This is a genomic window from Photobacterium sp. R1, from assembly GCF_054600795.1.
This window is the reverse complement of the sequence record NZ_BAAHZP010000980.1, coordinates 1-236: the sequence shown is the minus strand read 5'-3', so window position 1 is coordinate 236 and position 236 is coordinate 1. Positions and strand designations below refer to the sequence as shown.

Below are 236 nucleotides of genomic sequence, written 5' to 3'. Positions count from 1 at the left end.
CTGGTCTGAGAGGATGCACAGCCACACTGGAACTGAGACACGGTCCAGACACCCACGGGAGGCAGCAGTGGGGAATATTGCACAATGGGGGAAACCCTGCTGCAGCCATGCCGCGTGTGTGAAGAAGGCCTTCGGGTTGTAAAGCACTTTCAGCAGTGAGGAAGGGGTGAGTAGTAATAGTGCTCATCCTTGACGTTAGCTGCAGAAGAAGCACCGGCTAACTCCGTGCCAGCAGC

At 56.4% G+C, this 236-nt stretch carries 1 rRNA gene; it reads left to right on the top strand.

Going from position 1 to position 236, the window contains the following annotated elements:
• Window positions 1-236: ribosomal RNA gene (locus tag ACYP03_RS27990) — 16S ribosomal RNA — on the top strand; the annotation flags it as partial.